This is a genomic window from Streptomyces sp. NPDC017520, from assembly GCF_044329855.1.
In the GTDB taxonomy this organism is placed as follows: domain Bacteria; phylum Actinomycetota; class Actinomycetes; order Streptomycetales; family Streptomycetaceae; genus Streptomyces.
This window is the reverse complement of record NZ_JBIRKB010000001.1, coordinates 52333-67605: the sequence shown is the minus strand read 5'-3', so window position 1 is coordinate 67605 and position 15273 is coordinate 52333. Positions and strand designations below refer to the sequence as shown.

General features: G+C 72.7%; 13 protein-coding genes and 1 pseudogene. 6 read left to right on the top strand and 8 right to left on the bottom strand.

From position 1 onward, the window contains the following. Positions 1-145: 145 nt before the first annotated feature. Together ACH4KB_RS00290 and ACH4KB_RS00285 are read left to right on the top strand one after the other, a co-directional pair. Positions 146-391 (top strand): hypothetical protein, encoded by a 246-nt coding sequence (locus ACH4KB_RS00290; RefSeq protein ID WP_398062136.1) that lies wholly within the window; start codon positions 146-148, stop codon positions 389-391. 100 nt (positions 392-491) lie between these two features. Beyond that, a complete protein-coding gene (locus tag ACH4KB_RS00285) occupies positions 492-644 on the top strand; it encodes a hypothetical protein (RefSeq protein ID WP_398062134.1) in 153 nt (50 codons plus the stop codon). Here the strand turns inward: ACH4KB_RS00285 and ACH4KB_RS00280 are convergent. The 6 genes and pseudogenes from ACH4KB_RS00280 to ACH4KB_RS00255 all read right to left on the bottom strand — a co-directional run bounded on the left by ACH4KB_RS00280 (position 631) and on the right by ACH4KB_RS00255 (position 9229). Continuing rightward, positions 631-1614: a hypothetical protein gene (locus tag ACH4KB_RS00280; RefSeq protein WP_398062132.1), complete on the bottom strand. Its 984-nt coding sequence runs from the start codon at positions 1612-1614 to the stop codon at positions 631-633. The genes ACH4KB_RS00285 and ACH4KB_RS00280 overlap by 14 nt on opposite strands. Further along, complete coding sequence (locus tag ACH4KB_RS00275) at positions 1611-3251, bottom strand: polysaccharide deacetylase family protein (protein WP_398062130.1); 1641 nt, start codon at positions 3249-3251, stop codon at positions 1611-1613. Before ACH4KB_RS00275 ends, ACH4KB_RS00280 begins: the two co-directional genes overlap by 4 nt. 100 nt (positions 3252-3351) lie before the next feature. Then, a complete protein-coding gene (locus ACH4KB_RS00270) occupies positions 3352-4827 on the bottom strand; it encodes a glycosyltransferase (RefSeq protein ID WP_398062128.1) in 1476 nt (491 codons plus the stop codon). Then, complete coding sequence (locus ACH4KB_RS00265; protein ID WP_398062126.1) at positions 4824-6218, bottom strand: nucleotide sugar dehydrogenase; 1395 nt, start codon at positions 6216-6218, stop codon at positions 4824-4826. Before ACH4KB_RS00265 ends, ACH4KB_RS00270 begins: the two co-directional genes overlap by 4 nt. 342 nt (positions 6219-6560) lie before the next feature. Beyond that, positions 6561-8310 (bottom strand): annotated as a pseudogene (locus ACH4KB_RS00260) (SpoIIE family protein phosphatase). Between the two features lie 169 nt (positions 8311-8479). Further along, positions 8480-9229, bottom strand: a complete 750-nt coding sequence (locus ACH4KB_RS00255) for an alpha/beta fold hydrolase (protein ID WP_398062124.1) — start codon at positions 9227-9229, stop codon at positions 8480-8482. A gap of 228 nt (positions 9230-9457) precedes the next feature. Between ACH4KB_RS00255 and ACH4KB_RS00250 the strand changes: the two genes are divergently transcribed. From ACH4KB_RS00250 to ACH4KB_RS00240, 3 genes are all read left to right on the top strand, one after another. Then, on the top strand, positions 9458-9943 hold the full coding sequence (locus ACH4KB_RS00250; RefSeq protein WP_398062122.1) for a peroxiredoxin: 486 nt from the start codon (positions 9458-9460) through the stop codon (positions 9941-9943). 116 nt (positions 9944-10059) lie between these two features. After that, entirely contained in the window at positions 10060-10569 is a 510-nt protein-coding gene (locus tag ACH4KB_RS00245) for a hypothetical protein (protein ID WP_398062121.1), read from the top strand. Between the two features lie 139 nt (positions 10570-10708). Then, the gene (locus ACH4KB_RS00240; protein ID WP_398062119.1) at positions 10709-12166 is read left to right on the top strand and encodes a flotillin family protein; all 1458 of its coding nucleotides are present in this window, start codon (positions 10709-10711) and stop codon (positions 12164-12166) included. A gap of 341 nt (positions 12167-12507) precedes the next feature. Here the strand turns inward: ACH4KB_RS00240 and cobM are convergent, their stop codons facing one another. Then, entirely contained in the window at positions 12508-13257 is a 750-nt protein-coding gene (cobM, locus tag ACH4KB_RS00235; protein ID WP_398062117.1) for a precorrin-4 C(11)-methyltransferase, read from the bottom strand. Then, complete coding sequence (cbiE, locus tag ACH4KB_RS00230; RefSeq protein ID WP_398062115.1) at positions 13254-14585, bottom strand: precorrin-6y C5,15-methyltransferase (decarboxylating) subunit CbiE; 1332 nt, start codon at positions 14583-14585, stop codon at positions 13254-13256. Before cbiE ends, cobM begins: the two co-directional genes overlap by 4 nt. A 262-nt stretch (positions 14586-14847) precedes the next feature. Here cbiE and ACH4KB_RS00225 point away from each other — a divergent pair, with 262 nt between their 5' ends. Further along, positions 14848-15258: a YciI family protein gene (locus tag ACH4KB_RS00225; protein WP_018960806.1), complete on the top strand. Its 411-nt coding sequence runs from the start codon at positions 14848-14850 to the stop codon at positions 15256-15258. The last annotated feature ends 15 nt before the right edge of the window (positions 15259-15273 follow it).

Genomic DNA, 15273 nt, shown 5'->3' with positions numbered 1-15273 from the left:
GGACGGCGCCGGGGTGCCACGGCGGGACAGGGCCGGCGCGGCGTCCGCGCGGACCGTCCCGTTTGCGGGGGCGGCGGACACCCGGTTACGTGTACGGGGAGGGCTGTCCGCGAACGGGACGGCCCGCAGGCTGGAGGTACCTCCGATGGCGAAGAACCGGTCCGCACCCGCCAGGGGCCTGCGCGGCAGCAAGGCCGGGCTCGTGCTGAGCCTGGGCAGCAGCGCGCTCGCGGTCATCAGGGCGTCCAAGCAGGTCGGCCGGGCCAAGGGCGCGCACGACAGGCTGAACACCGCCGACGCGGTGGCGGGGCTGCTGCCGCTGATCACCTCGGCCGCCCTCGTCCTGCGTCAGCTGCGAGGCCGGCGCCGGGAAAACCCGGAAGCGGCCTGAGCGGCGACCGCGCGCCCCGCACTCGTCCGAGCGCGATGAGGATCGTGGTGCGGGCCGTGGCGGTGATGTGGCGGCCGAGGGCGGCGTACAGGGTGCGGCCGTGGGTCTGTCCCACGCCGCCGATGCCGAGGGCCCATGCGGCCTGGCTGGTGGTTCGGAGGCACGGGAGGAACTCACCACCGAGCCCGCACGCCAGGCGCGCTACAGGCGGGAGTACCTCGGCTGCGGAGTCTTCGCCCTCATCGAGCGCTGACGCCCCTTCCCGTGCGGAGTCCCCGGACGTCGCGCTGTCCGGGCCCCGCAGGGGACGCACCGCCACCACGGCGGCCGAGCGGCCGGACGGCCCCGAGGGCGGTGAAGCCGTGGAAGAGCAGTTCCGTGTTGTCCCCGCGGATCCCTACCGCACCGGCTCCCGCGAGTCGTCCCGGCGCGGTGTCCTCCGCCCGCAGAACCTCGCGCCCGTCGACTCGGAGCCTCAGCTGGACCGTGTCGGACGCGGTGGTGGTCGCCCGGGCCACGATGTGGTGCCACGTCTCGTACCGCAGGGGGCGCATCGCCTGCGCGAGTGTGGTGTAGACGCCTTCCGCGCCCTGTGCCGCCCCGGGGGGCGGCGCTTTGCGTTTGAGGGTGACGGCGCCGTCCCGGCGGCAGAAGCTCAGGGCGTACAGCTCCTGCGGCCCCTGGTAGCGGAGCCAGAGGTGCCCTCCGTCCCAGTCGACGGCAGGTGTCCGGCCGGTCGTCACCGGCGGGTGGAGGCGGAACCGGGCACCGACCGTGACGTCGTGGAAGTCATGCCGGGCGCTGACCACGCGCAGCACGGCCGAGCCGGTGCGCAGCCGGGACGCGGGGTCGGGTGACAGGCCGTCGGGAACTCCGCTCCAGCCACTGCCCCACCGGGCGAAGAGGGAGCCACTGGTGACGGTCCAGTCGCGGTGCGTCGTGGCGTCGGCGGCTCCGGGATGCCGGAAAGCGTATGCGTTGGTGACCAGGCCCCTGCGGGAGAACCCGGCGAGGAAAGGGCGCGTGCGGTGGGGTGGGCGTGGTGGCGGGTGCGCGGGTTTGCCGTCCATGGTGGCACCGGCCCGCGGTGCCGGTTCCTTCTGCGCGAGGCGCTCCGGGCGTGCCACCACGGCAGCGGTGGCCGCTGCGGCCGCCAGACCGCCCCCGAGAATGAGCCGCCGGGTGGGCCGGGGCGTGGGGCGGGGGGCTTCGGAAGGTCTCATTCCGCGTTCTTCCGGGCCGGGTTGTCCTGGACGCGGGCCGGCACGGGAGCGAGAGTCATCGAGGTGAAGCGGGGGTAGGGGGATGCCTCGTCCCCGTTGTGGGTGCTGAGAGCGATGCCCCCGGTGGCGTCGCCCCCTCTCACCGCGGGGTTCCTGTGTTCGATCCGGACGGAGCCGTCGACGACCACGACCGTGCGGTCCTGTTCCACGGTGACCTCCACACTGTGCGCGGGGCCGCTGTCCAAGGCGCGCCGGGCGATCTCCCTGCGGTCGTCGCCGATGCCGACGAGGACCCGCACGAACCTGCCGCTGAGGGCGACGGTGACCGGCTCCTTGCTCCGGTCGCGGACGACGAGGCCGATGTTGTTGCGGGCCTGGCTGAGCCGGTCGACGGTGGTGCGGACCGTGTATCCGCTCCAGTCGGCAGAACCGACGGGCAGGTAGGCGGCCGACGCGTAGCCGACGGGACCGGGGAAGGGGCCGCGTCCGGTGAGCACGCCCAGGCCGGTGTGACCGGTGCGGTCGGTCCGCCGCCACGAGGTGGGCCGCTCCAGTGGTTTCGGGTGGGAAGCGGGGTCCGCCGGCGTGAAGCGCGCTAGACCGGCCCGCAGTTCCTCGACATCGGTCCGGCGGGTCACCTCCAGTCGCTGTACCTGGCCCTCGGCCGCCGCCCTGCGCCCGGCGGGCAGCGGGCGGCTGGAACTGTTGGTCATGCGGACGGCGAAGCGGCTGCGCAGGATGTCGGTGAGGAGCTGGCCGGCCTCGGGCCCCTGCACCACGGTCGTTCCCGTCGCGGACGGGTCTTCGGAGCCGGCCGTAGCGGTGGACGTCTCGGAGAACGGGAGGGCGAAGATCCGTGGCCGGGGAAGTCCGTGCGCCCGGAAGTCCCGCAGCGAGCGGTCCAGGTCCGCCTCGATGCGTCGGCGGTACTCGGCGTCCGTCTCCGGGCGCCCCTCGCCGGGCAGCCACAGCCGGTTGCTGAGCGCCGGCGCCAGGCGGCCCCGCCGGTCCACCGGGGCGCGGTGGTGCAGGTCGCGGGTGTGGTTCTCGAAGTCCCAGCGGCCGGTGGCCTCCATCCGCTCGATCTCCTCCCAGGAGAGGTAGTACGGGCGGTGGCTGCCGACCAGCCGGGTGATCAGGAAGGCCGCGGCCTTCATGCGGTGCTTCGCCAGGATGCGGTCGGCGTGGACCCAGAGACCGTGCGCGCCGTCGTCGAAGGTGATGAACACCGAGCGCGGCGCGGGCGTACGGCCGTTCTCCAGGAAAGCCAGGAACTCCTCGCTGCTCAGGCTGCGGTATCCGGCTGCCGCGAGAAAGGCGATTTGCTGCTCGAAGGCCTCCGGGGTCACGGTGTACCGGCTGCGGCTACCGCGCCCGATGTCGTGGTAGGCCAGCACGACAGGGGCGTCGTGGGCAGTGGTGCGAGCCGCCGCGGAGGCACCGGGGCGCGCCGCGCCGCGGGCGCCGGACGGGCCGGGCGGGGCCTCCTGGGCGGTGACCGCTTCCCGGAAGGTGTCGTAGCGCCACACCGCGTAGAAGGGCACGGCGAGGAGGACCAGCGCGAGGAGCCCGAGAAGCGTTCGCGTGCCCCGCCGCCCGCTCGGCCGGCCGTGCGTGGACGCCGGGAGCATGGTCATGGGAACTCCCCCCGGAAGAGCACGAGGACGTAGACGAGGGTGACGCCGAGAAGGAACAGCACGCCGGTGAGTGCCTCGGCAAGGCGGCGCAGCACCCGGATCACGAGGTCCCCCTCGCCCAGACCCCGCGGCGGACCGTGAACAGCGCCCAGGGCAGCAGCCAGGCCAGGACGAGGGCGGAGAAGACGCTCATCAGCGGGCGGTAGCGCCATCGGGTGTCGTCTGGGTGGTCGATCTTGTAGGCGAGGGCCCAGGCGCAGCCCTTGAGGAGGACGCCGAGGAGGTACAGGGCGGTGAGGGCGAAGGCGCCCTGTGCCGGGGCCAGGACCAGATGCACGAAGGCCATGACCGGGGCCGCGAGGACCCACAGCACGTGTCCGTAGAAGAGGGCGGCCGGACCGGCGCCGCGCCGCCACATGAAGCCGCCGGTGAAGAAGAGGTTGCGGATGAAGCTCTTCTTCCAGCGGACCTGCTGGCGGAGCAGGGGCCCCAGTCGTGCCGGTACGTCGGTCCACACGCGGGCCGAGCGCACGTAGCCGACCTGCCACGGGCGTTCGGGGTAGTCGTGTCCGGCGACGAAGGGCGAGTGCGCGTAACGCTCCTTGAGGGCCCGCCCTTTCCACGTCTGGCCCAGGACGTAACCGGTCAGCTGCCGGTCCGTGGCGAACCGGAAGGGCGCTCCCAGGAACCGGTCGTCGGCCCAGGCGGGCAGATAGTTGTAGACGGCGTCGCGGCGGAACACGGCCAGGGGCCCGGAGACGCAGGAGACCGAGCCGAAGGACGCCTCCGCGGCCTTCGCCACGCGGAACTGTCCTTCGTACCAGGTGTCCTGGACCCGGGCGAGCAGACCGGTGTGGGTGTTGAGCGCCCGGCAGTGGCCGCTGACGGCTCCCAGGGGCGGGTTGCGTACGAGTGCCTGCACGCAACGCCGCAGCGCGTCGGGGGCGAGTACGCAGTCGGAGTCGGTGAAGGCGATGATCTCGGTGTCGGCGTCGCGGCAGGCCGTCACGAGTGCGTGCTTCTTGCCGAGGTTCTGGTCGAGGTGGATGACCGTGATGCCGAGTTCGTCGCGCAGCCGCCGCAGCACATCCGCCGTGCCGTCCGAGGAGCGGTCGTCCACCACGGTCACCCGGAGCCGGCCGTAGTCCGAGGAGACCATGGACCGCACGCAGGCTTCGATGCCGTCGACCTCGTCCTTGACGGCGAGCAGGAAGGTGACGGCGGGCTCCGCGGGCAGCGGCGGGAAGTCGCCGCCGCGGGCCGGCCGCCGAGGCAGGGGCAGGGTGTGTTCGAAAGGGTCCTCGTACCGGGTGTAGGCCAGGTAGAACACGGCGATCGTGCCCGCGAGCACGACGAAGCCGTAGGCCAGCGGCAGACTGGGTTCGGTGAGCCGCAGGGCAGCGTGGGCGAGGACCAGGAGCAGAGGGAACAGGCAGAGCACGACGAGGAGCCGCCGCAGGCCGCGCCGGACTGCCGGGTCGCCGCCATCCGGTCGGCCGTGTGGCCGGATCCGAGGGGACGGGACGGCTGCCGGGCCCGGTTCGAGGCGGGTGGCCGTGCGGTTCGCGGCTCTCACCGCCCCGGCCCGGTGATCGTCGCCCTGCGGTGTCCGACATCGAGGACGGGTGTGTCCGGGCGCAGCCAGCCGAGGTCTGTTCCCGGGTGCAGGGTGTGGATGACCACTAGATCCCAGTCGACGGCCCCGGGATCGGTCACCCCCGCCACCAGGGTCCCGCCCAGCCGGGCGACCGGTACCAGGGGGTCCAGGTACCCCACTCGTGCTCCCGCCGAGGCCAGTTGTCCGTGGACCTCCAGAGCGGGGCTCCCCCTGAGGTCCGCCACGCCCTCCTTGTAGGCGATGCCCACGATGAGGATCTTCGCGCCCGTGCAGGGGACTCCGCCGGTGGCGAGCCGCTCGAGGACTTGGCGCACCACGACGCGAGGGCGCTGCGCGATGGCTTGCATCGCCGCGTCGACAAGCGGCGACCGGGCGTTCCTGGCCCGCAGCTGCCACAGCAGGTAGTGCGGATCGCAGGGGATGCAATGGCCACCGACTCCGGGGCCCGGGTAGAACGGCATGAACCCGAAGGGCTTGGTCGCGGCGGCCTCGATCACCGGGCGCGGATCCAGCCCGAGCACCCGGCAGTTGTCGGAGAGTTCATTGGCCAGTGCGATGTTCACGGCCCGGAAGGTGTTCTCCCAGAGCTTGGTCATCTCGGCGGCCTCGGGACTGTCGAGGCAGTGGACGGAGGGAGCGGTGCGGGACAGCAGAGCCACCGCCCGCTCGGTGCTGAGCGGGCCCTCGCCGCCGACGACCCGGGGAGTCCGTTCCTGTCCGTGCGCCGCGTTTCCGGGGTCGATCCGTTCCGGGGCGAACGCCACGAACACCTCGGTGCCCGCGTCCAGTCCTCGTGCCCTCAGTGGCTCGATCAGCAAGTCGCGTGTGGTACCGACGTAGCTGGTGGACGTCAGGATGAGCAGCTGTCCGGCGACGGAGTGCCGTACGGCCGCAGCACACGCCGCTGACAGCATGCGGAGGTCGGGGACCTGGTCGCGGTCGACCGGCGTGGGTACGCACAGGATGACCGCGTCCGCTGCTCCCATCGCCGCGACGTCGTCCGTCAGCCGGAAGCCGGTGTCCTCCCCCGCCTCCGCCAGCAGGCGCAACTGGTCCGGTAGCAGATCCACTCGGCGGGAACGGATGTCGCTCAGCCGGGCCGCACTGATGTCGATGCCGATGACATGGGATCCGGTCGCCCTGAGCGCAAGGGCGGTGGGCAGACCGACGTATCCGAGGCCGACGACCGCAACGGTGCGGACGGCCCGGGGGCCGGCTGCCGTCAGGTGCACCGGAGGGATCGGCTTTTCGGCACCGTCCTGCTGAGCAGGCATGACGACGGTCTGCGGTGAAGACTGTGCTGTGACGACGGCACCGGTGGTGCGGCCCGGCACTTCGCGGGCAGGCACAAGTTCCAATGTGATCCCCGAGGTGTGAGAACGGCAGGAAGTCCACGCGGCGCTCCTGTCCGTGGGCACGAGAGGGATCGTGCTCCGAGCTCCCCGCACAACGGGCGGTGACGCGAGCCGGAGTCCTCCTTCGGCCTACGCTCCGGAACCGGATTCGCCCGCATGGCCCATGGCGAGGCCACCCGTGGCAACCACACCTGCGCAGCGAGCCGGTCAGCGAGGGACCTCATGCTTCAGCAGGACGAGCAGAGGACGGCGAAAGTGCGCAGTGCGCGATCACCGCCGAGGCCCTCCCGGCTGTGGCGACGGGGGGCGGGCGCCGGAGGCCGGACCGTCACTCCGTCACTCCGGAGGGGTCGGCCGCACCACCGGGCGGGTCCTCGCGGATCCGGGAGGCCAGGACGGCGATGTCGTCCTCCGCGTCGTCACCGAACCGGTCCAGCACCTGGTCCAGCAGGTCCTCGAGATGCCCGCCGCGCGGGAGGGTCAGCGAGGCCAGCCGCCCCACGGACACGTCGATGTCCTCGCCCCGGCGCTCCACCAGGCCGTCGGTGTACATGAACAGCACGGTCCCCGGGCCGCAGGGCACGGACGCGGTTTGGTACCCGCCGAACCCGGTGCCGAGCGGCGGCCCCACCGGCACCGGCACGATCCGGGCCCCGGCGGCTCCCGGATCGATGAAGACCGGGGGCAGATGGCCCGCGCTGGCCACCTCGCACATCCCGCCGAACCGGTCGACGACGGCGAGCAGACAGGTCGCCGCCCGGTCCAGGCCCGACCGCTCGACCATGCCGTCGAGTTCCTCCAGGATCTGGTGGGGGTGCAGGTCGTCCCCAGCCAGCAGCCGCAGCAGCGAGCGGTACTGGCTCATGGCGACGGCCGCCTCCACCCCGTGGCCCATCACGTCGCCCATCGCCTTGAGGTGCCGGCCGTCCTTGAGCGGTACGACGTCGAACCAGTCGCCGCCGACCAGGACGCCCCGGTCGGCGGGGAGGTAGCGGGTGGCGACCTCGACGTGCGGATGGGGGCCCCAGGGCTCGGAGAGCAGGGAGCGCTGGAGTTCGCGGGCGATGCTGTGCTCGTGGTCGTAGCGGCGGGCGTGGTCGAGGTCGACGCCCGCCCGGACGGCGAGTTCACGGGCGACGGCCACGTCCTGGTCGCTGAAGGGGGGCGATCCCTCCGCGCGGACGAGGGTGAGCGTGCCGAGCGGCCGGCTGCGGGCGGTGAGCGGGACGACCAGCGCCTCACGCAGCCCGAGAGCCCGGGAGGCGGTGATCCGGTCCGCGGTGAAGGCGCTGCGCCCGCTGCTGTGGTCCTCCCAGTCGTCGAGGACCGGCTCGTTCTCCGCGAGGCAGCGGGTCACCGCGGAGTCCGCCGCGAAGTCGACGTACTCCCCGGGATGGCCGAACCGCTGCACCTGCTCGTCGAGCTCGCCGTCGCCCCGCAGTGCGGCCCGCCGGAGCCGTACGACGCCGGGTTCCGGGCGGCGCACGGAGTGGCCCACCTCGGCCGGGAACACGTCGACCGCCGCGACGTCGGCGAAGTCGGGCACCACGAACGCGACCAGCTCACGGCAGGTGGTGTCCATGTCGAGCGTCGTGCCGATCCGGACGGCGGCGGTGCTGAGGAGGGTGATGTGGCCGCGGGCCTCCTCCAGCTCCTCGCGCTGGCGGGTGAGATCGGTGATCTCGACGACGATCGCCATCAGACCGCAGGCCGCCCCGTCCGAGTCCAGTCGGCTGTACGTGGCGCGCCAGAACCGCTGGTCCCCGTCGTCCGCTCCGTCCGCTCCGTCCGCTGCCCAGGCCCGTCCGTACAGCGTCTCCTCGCGGGGCTTTCCGTCGGCCAGGACCGCGCGCAGGGCGGAGGCCTGGCCGCGCAGCCCGGGCAGCACCTGGGAGAACACCCGCCCGAGGTGGGAGCCGGCGGGGAGGCCGTTGAGCCGTTCGAGGGCCGGGTTGACGTAGGTGTAGCGGAGATCGTGGTCGAGGACCGCGACGGCGGCCGGGTTCCCGTCGAACAGGGCCGCGACGGTCCCCGGGTCGAAGGACGACGGCATCCCGTCGTCGCACGTGTCGGCCTGCAAGAGCATGCCTCCCGCCATCGTCGGCTCCCGGACCTCTGCTCCGGACCCCGCATCTCTGCTCCGGACCCCGGATCGCTGCTCCGGACCCCGCATCTCTGCTCCAGATCCCGGTTCCCGGCTTCCGGTCCTCCATCGTCGGTCGCCCGCTCCCGTACCGCATCCGCAGCGCGGCCGGTCAGCGCGGCGCGCCCGCCCGGTCCTGGTACGGGCCGGGGCCGGGGCCGGGGCCGAGATCGGCGTCCAGGTCGAGGGTGCCCTCGGTGGGCTCGGCGGTGGGCGGCAGGGCGAGGGCCTCGCCCACCGGGCCCGGCAGACTGCCGGAACCGAGCAGTCCGGTGACCAGCGCGGTGGTGAGCCGGTGCCAGGCGGCGGCCCGGCGGATCATGGCGTGGTCGCCGCCCCGGACGGTGACCATGCAGCTTCGGGCTCCGGCGCGTCGGGCCCGCGCGGTGAAGGACTGGCTGGCCTGGGGGCTGGTCACCCGGTCCCGGTTGCCGTGGACGAGGACGACGTCGCGGCCCGCGAGCTGGGTGACCGGATCCCCGGGCGGACACCAGGGGGCGAGCCCGACGACACCCCGCACCAGGGGGTGTCCGGCGGCGCGGAGGGCGGCGCGCGCCCCCATGGAATGACCCAGGAGCACCACCGGCAGCTCGTCGCCCGCCTCCTCCCGCAGCGCGTCGAGGGCGGCCACGGCGTCGTGGAAGGGGTCCGCGCGGGCGCCGTTCCAGCCCCGGTGGACGTACCGCACCCGCGTCACGAGGATGTCGTCACCGGCCGCGCGGGCGGCCCGGGCGACGGCACGGACGAAGGGGCGCATCCGGGTACCGGGGAGATTCAGCAGCCCCGACGGCGGGGGGCCCGTACCGCTCTCGCGCCCCCCGTGCAGAACGAGAACCGCTGCCGACGGCGGTCGTTGGGCCACGCGTACCTCCAGGTGCGGGTGCGGGGCGTGCTGCCCCCCTCGCCCGGTATTCGGCGCGGAGGCCGCTCCGGATGGGCCTGCGGACCGCCGGATCGGGGGATCGCCGTCGAGGGCCGGCGGGCCGCCGGCTCGCCCGGGGGCCGGGGCGCCCCCCACTGTACGGTCACGATCGCGGAACCATCCGTGCCCTCGGCGCCATCCCCGTATACGACAGCGAAGGAGCCTCCCATGGCATCAGGCCCTCAACTCGGCAGCGCCGCACCGGACTTCAGCCTCCCGGGCGGTGTCCTTTCGGGCGACGCCTTCGAGCGCGCCGACTACCGGCTGTCGGCCGCCCGCGGCCGGTCCGTGGTGCTGGCGTTCTACCCCGGGGACAACACCAGCGTCTGCACGAAACAGTTGTGCTCGTACTCCTCGGGCATGGAGGCCTTCGAGGGCCTCGACGCCGACGTCTGGGGAATCAGTCCACAGGGTGTGGACAGCCACGAGTCGTTCGCCCGCTCCTTCGGGCTGCGCATGCCGCTGCTGGCCGACGAGGGCCGGGAGACCGCGAGGGTGTACGGGGTTTCCGCGCCGGGCATCGGGGTGCGGCGGGCGGTCTTCCTCATCGGCCCGGACGGGGTCCTGCGCTGGAAGCACGTGGCCCTGCTCGGTGCGACGTTCCAGTCGCTCACCACGCTCACGGACCGTCTGTCCGGCATCAAAGACGCATAAAGATTGCCGGAATCCGGCAGTGACCGAAGTAGGTGCTGTATGGGATCATCCAGCCAGATCGACGGAAAACGTTCGGGGGAAGTCGGCAGCAGCGGGAAGAACAGGGGAGTGATCGCGTGACCATCTTTCTCGGTCTCGGCATTGCGGGAATCGTGCTGCTCGCGCTCTCCCTGATCTTCGGCGGGATCCTCGAAGGGCTCTTCGACGGTGTGCTCGACGGCCTCTTCGACGGGCTGCTGTCGCTTCCGGTGATCGCCGGCTTTCTCTCGATGCTCGGCTTCGGCGGAGCGATCGTGCTCGGCTCGACGGGCGCCGGGACGTTTCTGGCCACGGTCGTCGGCGTCGTCGCCGGCCTGGTCGCGGCCTGGCTCACCTGGAAACTCAGCAAGGCCCTGATGCGCGACCAGACGGCCGCCACCCCGCGCGGCTCCGACCTGATCGGCACCTCGGGGTCCGTCGTGACGGCCATCCCGGCCGAGGGATACGGCGAGGTGCTGCTGCGCCTGGGAGGTCAGCCCGTGAAGTACTCAGCCAAGTCGGCCACGCCCGTCGCGCGCGGAACCGAGATCTGGGTGGAAGAGGCACTGTCGTCCACGTCGGTCGCGGTCCGCCCGGTGGAACGCTGACCACGTATCCGCCCTGATCCCCACTGACGACCCACCGTTACGCGGCACACCGCACCGGTCAACTCCACAGCACTCCACAGCACCGCCCAGCTCCACAACAATCTGCCGTCCCCCACGGGAGGCAGGGGGGACACATCACATGAGTCCAGTAGTCATCGCCGTCATCGGCATCGTCGTACTCCTCGTTCTGCTCGGCCTCGTCGTCATCACGCGCTACAAGGTGGCCGGGCCCAGCGAGGCGTTCATCATCACCGGCCGCCGCGGCAAGAAGTCGACGGATCCGGTCACCGGACAGACCAGCATCGACAACAGCGGCCAGAAGGTCGTCGTGGGCGGCGGCGTCTTCGTCGTGCCGTTCGTCCAGCAGAAGTTCACCCTCGACCTGTCCAGCCGGCACATCCCGATCGCCGTGCGCGGCGCGGTGACGCTGCGCGGCGTCAAGTCGAACCTCGAAGGCGTCGCGATCGTCAAGGTCGGCGGCAGCGAGGACGCGATCCGCGCCGCGGCCCAGCGCTTCCTCCAGCAGCAGGACGGCATCGTCGGCTTCACCCAGGAAGTGCTCTCCGGCGCGCTCCGCGCGATCGTCGGCCGCATGTCGGTCGAGGACATCATCCGGGACCGGGCCGCGTTCGCCGGGCAGGTCGCGGAGGAGGCCGAGGCCAGCCTCTCCGGCCAGGGCCTGATCCTGGACGCCTTCCAGATCCAGGACATCACCACCGAGGGCTCCTACCTGGAGGACCTCGGCCGCCCGGAGGCCGCCCGCGCCAAGCAGGAGGCGGACATCGCCGAGGCCATCGCGAAGCGGGCCTCGGAGCAGGCCCGGCTGAAGGCGGCCGAGGAGATCGCCATCGCCGAGCGGACGTACTACCTGAAGCAGGCCGAGATCAAGGCCGAGACCGAAGCCGCGGCCGCCAAGGCCAACGCCGCCGGCCCGCTCGCCGAGGCGGCCCGCCAGCAGGAAGTGCTCCAGGAGCAGGAGAAGGTCGCCGAGCGCCAGGCGGCGCTGACCGACCGCGAGCTGGACACCAAGGTCCGTAAGCCCGCCGACGCCGCCCGCTACCAGGCCGAGCAGGAGGCGGAGGCCCGCCGCATCGCCCAGGTCAAGGAGGCCGAGGCCGACGCGGAGCGCTCGCGCCTGACCGGTCAGGGCGAGAAGCTGCACCGTTCGGCGCTGGCCGACGCGGTCCGCATCGAGGGTGAGGCGGACGCAGCGGCGATCGCCGCCAAGGGTGCGGCCGAGGCGGAGGCCATGCAGAAGAAGGCCGACGCGTTCGCTCAGTACGGCGACGCGGCCGTCCTCCAGATGCTGGTCGAGGTCCTCCCGAGCGTGGTGGCGAAGGCCTCGGAGCCGCTGAGCGCCATCGACAAGATGACGGTCATCTCCACGGACGGCGCGAGCCAGCTCGCCCGCACGGTCACCGACAACGTCGCGCAGGGCATGGAACTGCTCACCTCGACGACGGGCGTGGACATGGCGTCCCTCCTCCAGAACCTGAAGGGCCGCGTCGGCAGCACGGTGCCCGCTCCCACCCCCTCGGGCGATCAGGAGACGGACTCCTCGACCGCGAAGAACGGCGAGATCGAGATCAAGGGCTGACGTCGGAGGTGTACACCAGGGCCTCGGCCCTCTCCTGTCGTCCGTGTCCGTGCCCGGCAGCGACCTTTCGCCGCCGGGCACGGGCACGTCCGCGTCGGGTTTCGCCGCCGGGGCACGGGCAAGTCCGCGTCGGCTTGCGGTCCCTCCGCTCCCCCGGAAGCGGTCAGGAACCTGTGGCCGACGTCGACGCCCCTACGGAATGCCGTGGGGTCCGGGCGGTTCGGTGCGGGGCGGCCAGGCGGCCCGGGTGGGTATCGCGCTCGACGGTGGAGCGTTCACAGTTCCTCCCCGGTTCGCCTCCCCGGAGCGCCCCGCCTCGATGGCCCACGCTCCGCACCCCCTCAGCACTCCCCCCGGTCCCGCCCCACCGCGTACAGGTGGCTGTCCCGGAACTGTTCCGCACCCAGGGTCCGGCCCACCATGATGACCGCCGTCCGGATCACCCCCGCGGCCTTCACCTGCCCGGCGATCGAGTCCAGCGGGCCCCGCAGGATGATCTCGTCCGGGCGGGACGCCATCGCCACCACCGCCGACGGGCAGTCCGCGCCGTAGTGCGGGAGCAGTTCGTCGACCACCCGGTCCACGTACCGCGCCGCCAGGTGCAGGACGATCAGGGCGCCGCTGCGGCCCAGTGTCGCCAGGTCCTCGCCCTCCGGCATCGCCGTGGCGCGCTGCGCGACGCGGGTCAGGATCACCGTCTGGCCGACCGTCGGGACCGTCAGCTCGCGCTTCAGGGCCGCCGCCGCCGCGGCGAACGCGGGGACTCCGGGGACCACTTCGTACGGGACCCCCGCCTCGTCCAGGCGCTTCATCTGTTCGTTCACCGCGCTGAACACCGACGGGTCGCCCGAGTGCAGCCTCGCCACGTCGTGGCCGTCCGCGTGGGCCCGGACCAGTTCGGCGGTGATCTGCTCGATGTCCAGGTTCGCCGTGTCGATCAGACGGGCTCCCTCGGGGCACTCGGCCAGCAGTTCCACCGGGACCAGGCTGCCCGCGTACAGGCAGACCGGGCTGGCGGCGAGGATCCGGGCGCCGCGCACCGTGATCAGGTCGGCCGCGCCCGGGCCCGCGCCGATGAAGTGCACCGTCATGATCGATCTCCCTTGTGCGAACGTGCCCCGGAAGCCGAGGGCTTGATAACCGACCGGGGCTTGATAACCAACCGGGGCTTGATAACCGACCGGGGCTTGATAACCGACCACTGCGTCACGGGCATGGCCTGGCGCCAGCCGGTGAAGCCACCGACCGGGACGGCGTGGGCCACCGCGAGGCGCACCAGCTCACCGCCGTGCGCCTTGTGCCGCTCGGCCAGCAGCGCCTCCGACTCCAGCGTCACCGTGTTCGCGACCAGCCGGCCCCCCGGCCGCAACGCCTCCCAGCACGCGTCCAGCAGGCCCGGAACGGTCAGGCCGCCGCCGATGAACACCGCGTCCGGCGCTTCCAGTCCGGCCAGGGCCGCCGGGGCCGGGCCCGTGACGACCTTCAGCGCGGGGACCCCCAGGCGTTCCGCGTTGCGGGTGATCCGCTCCGCCCGTACCGGGTCCCGCTCCACGCTCACCGCCCGGCAGGACGGATGCGCCCGCAGCCACTCGATCGCGATCGAGCCGGAGCCGCCGCCCACGTCCCAGAGCAGCTCTCCGGGCGCGGGCGCCAGGGCCCCGAGCGTGGCCGCCCGGATGTGGCGCTTGGTGAGCTGGCCGTCGTGCTCGTACGCCTCGTCCGGCAGACCGGGGACCGTGCCCAGCCGCAGCGTTTCCGCCGACGCCCGGCAGTCGATCGCGATGACGTTCAGCCGGTCTCCCGGGGGGTGCTCCCACGTCTCCGCGAGGCCGTCCACGTACGCCTCGTCCTCCGCGCCCAGTTGTTCCAGCACCCGCAGCCCGCTCGGGCCGAAGCCACGCTCCGTGAGGAGTGCGGCGACCGTCGCGGGGGTGCTCGCGTCCGCGCTCAGGACCAGCAGGCGCCGGCCCTCGTACAGCGACGCCGCGAGGCGCGCCGCCGGACGGCCCACCAGCGTCACGACCTCCGTGTCCTCCAGCGGCCAGCCGAGGCGCGCGCAGGCGTACGAGACGGAGGACGGGTGCGGCAGCACACGCAGCCCCTCCGGGCCCAGCTCCTCCGCCAGCGCGCGCCCGATCCCGTAGAACATCGGGTCCCCGCTCGCCAGCACCGCGATCCGGCGCTCCCGGTGCTCGGCCAGCAGCCGGGGGACGGCCGGCCGCAGCGGGGACGGCCAGGCCACCCGGGCACCGGCGCACTCCGGCGGGAGCAGGTCCAGCTGGCGTGCCCCGCCGATCAGCACCTCCGCCTCCCGCAGCGCCTCGCGGGCCGTACCGGACAGGCCGGACCAGCCGTCCGCGCCGATCCCCACGACGGAGACGGAGTGCGGGGGAGCGGCGGGGGGAGGGGCGGCAGACACGGTCGGGACCTCGTTCGGCGCGGGGGGAGGAGGTAGTGGCAGGGGAGGAGACGGAGGGGACGGCGGAAGAGGGGAGGAGACGGAGCGTAAGGCGCGGGGCAACGCTGCCGAACTCTACTGAACCTCGCTTTCCGCCCCCTCCGGTGGGTGAATCCCGAAGAAACTTCGCGCGTGGTGTCGAGAACCCCGCCCCGGCCCCGACGTCCCCTGTGTAAGAGGAAGAAGCACCACCGAGCGAACGAGCGACCAGGAGGCGACGGTCATGAAGTATCTGGTGATGGTCCAGGGCAGCCAGGCGGACTACGACGCGCAGACCGGCAAGGGCACCGCGGACAGCCCTGCCTGGGACGAGAAGGCCATGCAGGAGATGTTCGCCTACATGGGCAGCATCAACGACGACCTCGCCGAGTCGGGCGAGCTGGTCACCGGCTACGGGCTGCGCGAGCCCGCTTCGGGCCGGGCTGTCAGCGTCGACGCCGAAGGCCGTCCGGTGGTCTCGGACGGGCCGTACAGCGAGACGAAGGAGCTGCTCGCCGGGTTCTGGGTGCTCGACTGCGAGAGCCTGGAAAGGGTGACCGAGATCGCGGCCCGCGTGGCACGCTGCCCGCAGCCGGCCGGGGCGCCCGACTACCCGGTGCTGATCCGGCCCGTCGACGGCGGGATCGACGACTGACGCACCACCCGAGGA

Coding starts and splice junctions, on each gene's coding strand:
- ACH4KB_RS00240 (WP_398062119.1), top strand. CDS start 10,709: ATGAGTCCAGTAGTCATCGCCGTCATCGGCATCGTCGTACTCCTCGTT.
- cobM (WP_398062117.1), bottom strand. CDS start 13,257: ATGACGGTGCACTTCATCGGCGCGGGCCCGGGCGCGGCCGACCTGATC.
- ACH4KB_RS00290 (WP_398062136.1), top strand. CDS start 146: ATGGCGAAGAACCGGTCCGCACCCGCCAGGGGCCTGCGCGGCAGCAAG.
- ACH4KB_RS00250 (WP_398062122.1), top strand. CDS start 9,458: ATGGCATCAGGCCCTCAACTCGGCAGCGCCGCACCGGACTTCAGCCTC.
- ACH4KB_RS00280 (WP_398062132.1), bottom strand. CDS start 1,614: ATGAGACCTTCCGAAGCCCCCCGCCCCACGCCCCGGCCCACCCGGCGG.
- ACH4KB_RS00275 (WP_398062130.1), bottom strand. CDS start 3,251: ATGACCATGCTCCCGGCGTCCACGCACGGCCGGCCGAGCGGGCGGCGG.
- ACH4KB_RS00225 (WP_018960806.1), top strand. CDS start 14,848: ATGAAGTATCTGGTGATGGTCCAGGGCAGCCAGGCGGACTACGACGCG.